We start from the raw sequence: 7,458 nt of genomic DNA, 5'->3' as shown, positions 1-7,458 counted from the left end.
TGTAAGTCTCACGATTTTCTGGTGAGGCATGGACAATACTATTTCTTATCTCAACAATTGCATACGGGCCATTATTTTTTGAGTGTTTTAAACCAGATTCAAATCTTTTTAGCGAGACAAACTCATGAGGTATATTTTGGGGAATATTAAAAGATTCAAGCAAACGATTAATCTTTTTTGATGTCGTATTATATTTCTGATGATTATTAAAGGTGTTTTTATCAACAATTCCATTTTCAAACATTATGACCCAAGAAAAAAGTTCTAAACATGCTTGTGCTATTATGATGGAACTATTTAGTCCAGATTGCTGAAGATTCCCATATATATACCAGTTAATCGCCTGAGATATTGGTTGTTTCCAAGATTTTTCATTCCACAGAGCAAAGAAACCTGGAAAAGTGTCTATTAATCCTTCAGTGCTCAACGTAGGTAGCCATGATCCCCTATCTTGCCATTTTGTGGCACACCAAGAAGAGTTCCATGGATTAATCCTTTTCCATGTAATTAATTCCGTTTCATCGTAACCAGCGGGTAAGATTGGAGGGGCCCAGCGGCCTTGAGTAAAAGAGAGAAAATAAAATAGTGCATCTTGTAACGAATCACTTTCAGATAAAGATATTGGAGAGCCGTCAAGCTTTTCAGCTTGTGCGACATGTGTAATTGCATAGCCACTTTCTGATAATAACTTTTCTCTCAGCTCTTTTGAAAAAAATTCCGATGCGTCGATTGTAATTTTCCATTTATCACAACAAATTATTATCCGTCCTTTCCAAAGACGACTTTTAGAACTATTTCGAATACCCTGACCTTCATAAGGATTAAAATTTACGATGTGAAATTTGACAAATTGTACTGGTTTATCAGTGCCTATTATGACGGGTTCCTCAATTGCACCCGAAAAAGTTGAAGATGAATGTTCTGGTTGCGAATTTTTTCTGGTTGGACAAAGAGAAATTGGTTGCATATGAATGGTAACAGTTGATTTAGATTTTCCTAATGACAGATAGTCTTTATTGTTGATTTTTGCCCGTTCCATAGAAGAAATTTGTTTATGCTTGGTCATACAATATTTGATTGATGGCTCTGGTAACCACTGTTGTATTATATTCCCACATCCGATTGTACAAACGTCAGCATTATATGACTCTACAACTATAGATCCATTGTATATTTCACATGCTTCATTAGGGTACTTGCAAGAATGGAGTGGCTCTATCGTTAATGGAGCTCTGCTTATTTGACCTTTTATTATTGACATTGCCTTTTTCATAAACTTAAGAATCTTTAAAATAGCTGAATCATTCATGCTAATTCTCCAGCTCCAAATTACAAAGCCCGAGATAGGTAGATAGGGTTGCTCTTGAATTATGACTTTTCATCAAATTTTGGGTGAAGTCAAGTTTACTTGCCCTATACTTGAACTCGTGACTATTTAAGTTCCTGTAATGAATACTTAATCGAGAATCCATGAAACTGTCAAGAATTTGTTGATTCAAATTAGTTATAGTTAATGAACGTACCTGTGTTTATTTAGGATAAATATTTAAAATTAGTGTCGATAAGTATGATAGAATAAAGTGGTTTGAGTTCAAAAGTTAAAGAAGCACACGAGCAGAACAGGGAATCTCGAATCGTTCAAAAACAGATGAAAGTTTTTTAAAGGTGTTGAAAATTGTCCCAAGGGACAAAATTGAAGGTGCAAAAGAAGAATCAAAAAAAGGGCATGTTTCATTTCCCGATTTACACTTTCTGGGAAAACAAGCCCATTTATCGGGGTTCTCAATAAAAAAAGTGTAAACTACTTTTGGGATGATATGAAAGATGCCAAAAAAAGCTCGATAAAATTACTGCAACTTCTCAGTTAAAGTGCTCTGTTCAGGGTCTGTCGGAGACCTTGAATTTATTACTTTAAAAACAATATATCCAATAGCTACTTTTTCAAGTGACACTGAACATCTGTTATTCACCACATATATTTTGGGGTACTGCATAGCAAAAGAAAGTTTGAAGAAGAGCAATGACTTATGTTATACAATAAAGTAACATCTTTAGAGTTATGGGTTGTCGAAAACACACATAGGAGAATTGATGAAAAAAGAATATCTTTTTCAATATCTTGAGACAAAATTACTGGAGAATAAATGAACGTTCAAGGACTGGCAAATTTTATATGGGGAGTCGCAGATATCCTGCGTGGAGACTACAAACAGGCATCATATGGGCAGGTAATCCTCCCCTTTACTGTATTGAGACGACTGGATTGTGTCCTCTCTTCAACCAAAGAGAATGTACTGACAAAGTATGAAGCCATCCAAAACATGAATGAGGATGCCATTGATAAAATCCTCAACAAGGAATCCGGCTACAATTTCCACAATCGAAGTAAATTTGATTTCCAGAAGCTACTGGCAGAGCATGACAAGATTGGAATAAACTTGAGAAACTACGTTGCCGGTTTCTCTGCTGAAGCACGGGAAATCCTGGATAAATTCAAATTCGATGATCAAATATCCTACCTTGATGATAAAAATCTCTTGTTTCTTGTCCTTGAATCCTTTGCAAAGATAGATCTCCATCCAGATACAGTATCCTCCATGGAGATGGGATATGTCTTTGAAGAGTTGATCCGAAAATTTGCTGAAATCAGTAATGAGACCGCTGGAGAGCATTTTACCCCAAGAGAAGTCATCCGGCTCATGGTCAATCTTTTGTTCAACAATGACAATGACATCCTCTCCCAGAAAGGTATCGTGAAAACCTTATATGACTGTGCCTGTGGAACCGGTGGGATGCTCTCGGTTGCTGAAGAGTATCTGAAAGAACTCAATCCTGATGCACGCCTTGAAGTATTTGGTCAGGAACTCAATGATGAATCCTATGCAATATGCAAAGCCGATATGATGATCAAGGGTCAGAAAGCATCCAATATAAAGTTTGGAAATTCATTCACAACAGATGGATTTGAAAATGATAAATTTGATTACTGTCTCGTCAATCCTCCATTTGGTGTTGCATGGAAAAAAGTCCAGAAGCAGATAAAGAAAGAACATGATCAGTTGGGATTTGGGGGTAGGTTTGGAGCTGGTCTCCCACGAGTGTCAGATGGGTCTCTACTTTTCCTGCAACATCTCATATCCAAGATGAAGCCATCCAATGGAGGTTCTCGTATAGCGATTGTTTTTAACGGTTCTCCCCTGTTTACAGGTAGTGCTGGTTCTGGTGAATCTGAAATCAGAAAATGGATTATTGAAAATGATATGCTGGAAGCCATTGTTGCACTTCCAGACCAGCTATTTTACAACACTGGCATCTCCACCTACTTCTGGATTGTCACCAACAGAAAGGATAGTCAGAGAAAAGGAAAAGTGCAGCTCATAAATGCAGTATCCTTTTTTCACAAGATGAGTCGATCACTTGGAAATAAAAGAAATGAGATATCAGATGAAGATATCAAGACCATCACGCAAGTTTACGGTGATTTCAAGGAAGGAAAGTACTGCAAGATCTTCCATAATTCAGATTTCGGATATTCCCGTGTCACGGTTGAACGCCCCTTGATTGAAGATGGTGAAGTGGTCACCACCAAACAGGGTATCCCCAAGCCAGATACCAAACTGCGTGACAATGAAAACATCCCCTTGAAAACAGGAAAAACTGACTCATCTGAAGAAGATATTCAGGAATACATGGAAAAAGAGGTGCTGCCCCATGTTCCTGATGCCTGGGTTGATCATTCAAAGACTAAAGTGGGATATGAGATCAACTTCACCAAGTATTTCTATGAATACAAACCATTGCGATCTCTTGCTGAAATCCGTTCTGATATACTGGCCTTGGAGAAGGCAACAGATGGGCTGTTGAATGAGGTGCTCAATTGATGAAGCCTTATCCAAAGTATAAAGATTCTGGGGTTGAGTGGATGGGAGAGATACCGGAGCATTGGGATCGTAACTTTTTAAAAAGATATTGCAACAATATAACTGACGGGTCACATTTTTCTCCACCCACACAAGATGAAGGAATGGCATATATTTCAGTAAAAGATATTGGCAATAACACTATTGATACTATAAATTGTAAAAAAATATCAGAACCTGATTTTTTAAAATTGGTAGAGAGTGGATGCCAACCTGATCTTGAAGATATCCTATTAACCAAAGATGGAACTATTGGAAGAGCTGCCATTGTAAAAGAAGATAATAATTTTGTAATATTGTCTTCTTTGGGTTTAATCAAACCGAATAATCTCATTTTAACTTCTAATTTTCTTAGATATTATTTAATCTCAGGATTAAATATTGATCAAATGTATAGTTTTATCCATGGCTCTGCCCTAACAAGACTTACCATAGTACTAATCAAACACTTATATACCATAGTTCCACCGCTTCATGAACAACAAAAAATCGCCACTTTCCTCGATCACAAAACCCACCAAATCGACACTCTTATTGAAAAAAAGAAACGGTTAATTGACCTGTTAAAAGAAGAACGTACTGCTGTTATCAATGAAGCAGTGACCAAAGGTCTTGATCCTGATGTTCCCATGAAAGATTCTGGTATTGAATGGTTGGGGGAGATTCCGGAGCATTGGGATGTTGTCAAATTAAAATGGTTAACGGTTTCTGTTAAAACAGGCTCAACGCCCCCATCAATAAAAGTTGAATATTTTAAAAATGGAAATCTTAATTGGTTCACACCAGCTGATTTTCATAAAAATATGTTTTTATATGAATCAAAAAGAAAAATAACTTCTCATGCAATTAATGATGGTGTGGCAAATATTTATAAAGCCGGTAGCGTTTTTCTTGTAGGTATAGGAGCTACATTGGGGAATATTGGAATCATTAATTATGATTCAAGTTGTAATCAACAAATAAATACAATCACTTTTAATGATAATCTTAATCCATACTATGGAGCATATTATTTAACATCAAAGTCTGATGTAATTGTAAGTTGTGCAAATTCATCCACGCTTGCTATCTTCAATCAATCACAAACAAAAAATATTTTGATGTTATTCCCCCCCTCGAAAAGAGCAAGAAGAAATAATAAATTTAATTGAGCAACAAACCATTCGAATAGACACTATTATCACTAAAACAGACAAAGAAATCGAACTACTCCAAGAATATCGAACTGCCCTGATCAGCGAAGTTGTGACTGGGAAAATTGATGTCCGAGACTGGAAAGCACCGGAGATAACCTGTTAACCTTTAAAAATGGAGAGAGAACCATGCAAGAAAGAACAGTTGATATCTCATTTCCAATCAAGGAAAATATCCTGTTATCAATCAAAGGGACAAAAGATGAATTTACGAACGAGGTCAAATATCTCTCTGCTTTGTACTTTTATAGAAAAGGTCGATTGTCATTGGGAAAAGCAGCAGAACTGGCTGGCTACACCAAGATTGATTTTATAGAAAAACTGCAAAAGGAAAAAGAGCATATATTTGACTATAACGAAGAAGAGATTGATGAAATATTTGAATCTGTAAACAATTAAGATTTAATTAAAACGATATAAAGGAATTCATTCATGCCTATCATTTCAATGTTTTATGGAATAATTATTCGTATGTATCTCCTTGACAATAAACAACACAGTTTGCCACATATTCATGCAAAATACGCTGAATTTGAGGCATCAATAACAATAAAAGATGGAGAGATCATTGCCGGAGAATTACCAAGAAAACAGCTTCGATTGGTACAAGCCTGGGTGGAATTATATAAAGATGAATTGCTTGCCAATTGGGAAATTGCAATAAGTGGTGAAAATCCTTACAAAATTCGTCCGTTATAAGAGGTGTCTATGTACTGGGATGTAAAAGTTTCAAAGCCATTACCGGATTACAAGGTCTTTGTTGAAATAGAAGACGGCAGAAAAGGCATTTTTGATGTAAAACCTTATTTGCAACACGGTCTCTTTAAAAAGCTAAAAGATGTAAACTATTTTAATAAGGTTTATATACTATTTGGGGCATTGACCTGGCCTGATGAACAGGATATCGCACCGGAAACTCTATTGGATGAAATGGAATTTATTTGATTCATGGTTTTACAGATCATAGACGCAACATATTTAAAGGATTATCAGATTGAAATTTTATTCAATGATGGAAAACGAGGAATATAAGGCATTACAATGATAACATCTTTTTCTATTAAGGGCTTCAAGCAGTTTACAAATATACGATTGGATAATTTAAAGCCATTGACACTGATTGGAGGAAAAAACAACACTGGAAAAACGACGATTCTGGAAGCATTTTTTATGTTTTATGACAGGGCAAATCCGGAAGTTACTATGCGTCATCTTTCCTGGCGAGGTGTTGGTTCGATAACGCTCAACTCTGCCTCTCTTTGGTCTCCGATTTTTAACGGCTATGATATGGTAAATGCCATTGAAATGGAGGTAGATGAAAACAAGACAAAGGAAAAACTCTGCATCAAGCACAATAAAGAATTTCAAAAATCCATGTTTGGCTTAACATCTCCGAAAGGAACATCTCTTAAAATAGACACAAGCCAACAAGCCATTGGTGCAGAATCTCTTGAGTTTATATATTATATTAATAACAAAAAAGTTGGAGAGGCTCATTTGACACTTGAAGGAGCACGCTTAGGTATGCATGTTAAAAATATCTCAATGCCCCCTTCTTTGAAAAAATCCATCTACATTGCTTCCGGGGCTCAACGAAACCCTATGGAAGATGCCGCAAGATTTGGAGAATTGGATATTCATGGTCAAACAGATAACATTACAGAGATATTAAAAATCATAGAACCGAATCTAAAATCTTTGACAACCATAGCCAAAGGCGATCATGCGTTTATTTATGGCGATATTGGGCTATCAAGGAAAATTCCGGTTTCCCATATGGGAGAAGGTACAGCCAAGTTACTTTCAATCATATTAGCAATCGCAACAAACGAAAATGGAATTGTTCTCATTGATGAAATTGAAAATGGATGGCACTATTCCCTTCTTCCCGATATTTTAAAAGCAATTCATGAAGTTTCAAAAAAGTATAACTGTCAAATCTTTGCAACGACGCATAGTTATGAGATAAAGCAATCCTTAATTCAAGGGCTATCATCTGAAGCAATTTCAAATATTACATATATTAGGCTTGATAAGGAAAAAGGAGAGATCAAGCCTAAAATTTATGAATCCGAAATGTTAGTGGCTGCTTTGAAAAGAGGTTGGGAAACACGATGACGAACATCAGAATAAAAAGAATATTTTATTGCTTGTTGAAGGAAAAGATGAGGTTGAATTTTTTTGAAGCACTTCTTAAATATGTTGGTGCTGTGGATATTGTTCAAATTATCAATATTGGTGGCAAGGATAACTTTAAAAATGAATTTCCTGCGTTGCTTTTAAGCCCTAATTTTTCTGACGTAAAAACAATACCTTCGCCAAATTTTGATTGCAGTCTTGTAAAA

At 35.9% G+C, this 7,458-nt stretch carries 7 protein-coding genes; 6 read left to right on the top strand and 1 reads right to left on the bottom strand.

Annotated features, from left to right (window positions below; all coding sequences use genetic code 11):
- The coding region (locus MTBBW1_RS23880) for a YopA family protein (protein WP_080808404.1) at positions 1 to 1,309 on the bottom strand (1,309 nt) is incomplete at its 3' end.
- Positions 1,310 to 2,144: 835 nt separating this feature from the next.
- Here MTBBW1_RS23880 and MTBBW1_RS23875 point away from each other — a divergent pair.
- From MTBBW1_RS23875 to MTBBW1_RS23850, 6 genes are all read left to right on the top strand, one after another.
- Positions 2,145 to 3,881, top strand: coding sequence for a type I restriction-modification system subunit M (locus MTBBW1_RS23875; RefSeq protein WP_080808401.1), 1,737 nt, complete (start codon positions 2,145 to 2,147; stop codon positions 3,879 to 3,881).
- Positions 3,881 to 5,071: a restriction endonuclease subunit S gene (locus MTBBW1_RS23870; protein ID WP_080808397.1), complete on the top strand. Its 1,191-nt coding sequence runs from the start codon at positions 3,881 to 3,883 to the stop codon at positions 5,069 to 5,071. Before MTBBW1_RS23875 ends, MTBBW1_RS23870 begins: the two co-directional genes overlap by 1 nt.
- 171 nt (positions 5,072 to 5,242) lie before the next feature.
- On the top strand, positions 5,243 to 5,512 hold the full coding sequence (locus tag MTBBW1_RS23865; RefSeq protein WP_080808394.1) for a UPF0175 family protein: 270 nt from the start codon (positions 5,243 to 5,245) through the stop codon (positions 5,510 to 5,512).
- Between the two features lie 33 nt (positions 5,513 to 5,545).
- Complete coding sequence (gene dhiT / locus MTBBW1_RS23860) at positions 5,546 to 5,812, top strand: type II toxin-antitoxin system toxin DhiT (protein WP_080808390.1); 267 nt, start codon at positions 5,546 to 5,548, stop codon at positions 5,810 to 5,812.
- Positions 5,813 to 5,821: 9 nt separating this feature from the next.
- The gene (locus MTBBW1_RS23855) at positions 5,822 to 6,058 is read left to right on the top strand and encodes a DUF2442 domain-containing protein (protein ID WP_080808387.1); all 237 of its coding nucleotides are present in this window, start codon (positions 5,822 to 5,824) and stop codon (positions 6,056 to 6,058) included.
- Between the two features lie 96 nt (positions 6,059 to 6,154).
- Positions 6,155 to 7,231, top strand: coding sequence for an AAA family ATPase (locus tag MTBBW1_RS23850; RefSeq protein WP_080808384.1), 1,077 nt, complete (start codon positions 6,155 to 6,157; stop codon positions 7,229 to 7,231).
- Positions 7,232 to 7,458 lie beyond the last annotated feature (227 nt).

It is taken from the genome of Desulfamplus magnetovallimortis (assembly GCF_900170035.1).
Classification (GTDB): domain Bacteria; phylum Desulfobacterota; class Desulfobacteria; order Desulfobacterales; family Desulfobacteraceae; genus Desulfamplus; species Desulfamplus magnetovallimortis.
The sequence above is the reverse complement of the archived record's forward strand: the minus strand, read 5'-3'. Positions and strand labels throughout refer to the sequence as shown.

What these genes read in the sequence shown, in the direction of transcription:
- MTBBW1_RS23875 (WP_080808401.1), top strand. Translation starts at nt 2,145, where the DNA reads ATGAACGTTCAAGGACTGGCAAATTTTATATGGGGAGTCGCAGATATC.
- MTBBW1_RS23870 (WP_080808397.1), top strand. Translation starts at nt 3,881, where the DNA reads ATGAAGCCTTATCCAAAGTATAAAGATTCTGGGGTTGAGTGGATGGGA.
- MTBBW1_RS23865 (WP_080808394.1), top strand. Translation starts at nt 5,243, where the DNA reads ATGCAAGAAAGAACAGTTGATATCTCATTTCCAATCAAGGAAAATATC.
- dhiT (WP_080808390.1), top strand. Translation starts at nt 5,546, where the DNA reads ATGCCTATCATTTCAATGTTTTATGGAATAATTATTCGTATGTATCTC.
- MTBBW1_RS23855 (WP_080808387.1), top strand. Translation starts at nt 5,822, where the DNA reads ATGTACTGGGATGTAAAAGTTTCAAAGCCATTACCGGATTACAAGGTC.
- MTBBW1_RS23850 (WP_080808384.1), top strand. Translation starts at nt 6,155, where the DNA reads ATGATAACATCTTTTTCTATTAAGGGCTTCAAGCAGTTTACAAATATA.